The organism is Vibrio sp. 811, from assembly GCF_033339195.1.
The window spans coordinates 1-599 of the sequence record NZ_JAWOUB010000628.1 but is presented as its reverse complement, the minus strand read 5'-3'; the positions used below and the strand labels follow the sequence as shown (position 1 = coordinate 599).

At 53.8% G+C, this 599-nt stretch carries 1 pseudogene; it reads left to right on the top strand.

What is annotated here, in order from left to right:
- Nucleotides 1-599, top strand: a pseudogene (locus R7Q46_RS28490) (Calx-beta domain-containing protein); the annotation flags it as partial.

The following is a 599-nucleotide window of genomic DNA, read 5'->3' as shown; positions in this document are numbered from 1 at the left end:
TGACCGGTCCAGCGAATGTGGTGGAAGGCGACACCACCACAGAGTACACCGTGACACTGAGCGATCCGGCTCCTGTGGGTAGCATCGTCACGTTAGCTTATAGCTACAGCACTGCATCGGGTGATGATATCACCGAAACCACCCAAGCGATTATCGGTGCCGATGGTGTGACCGCCACGTTTACCATTGATACGGTGGACGATGTGTATGCCGAAGGCGATGAAGTGTTCCGTGTCAGCGTATCGGGTATTGTGGATAGTGACAGCAATCCTATCTTCGAAGCACTGAACCTCGATAATGCGTTCGTCGACACCACCATCAGCGATGAAACCGATCCGGGTCCAGAAGATACGGTTACCGTGACCATGACCGGTCCAGCGAATGTGGTGGAAGGCGATACCACCACGGATTACACCGTGACACTGAGCGATCCAGCGCCAGTCGGTAGCGTTGTCACATTAGCTTACAGCTACACCACTGCGTCAGGTGATGACATCACCGAAACCACTCAAGCAGTGATTGGAGCGGATGGCGTGACGGCTACATTTACCATCGATACGGTGGATGACGTTTACGCTGAAGGCGATGAAGTGTTCCGT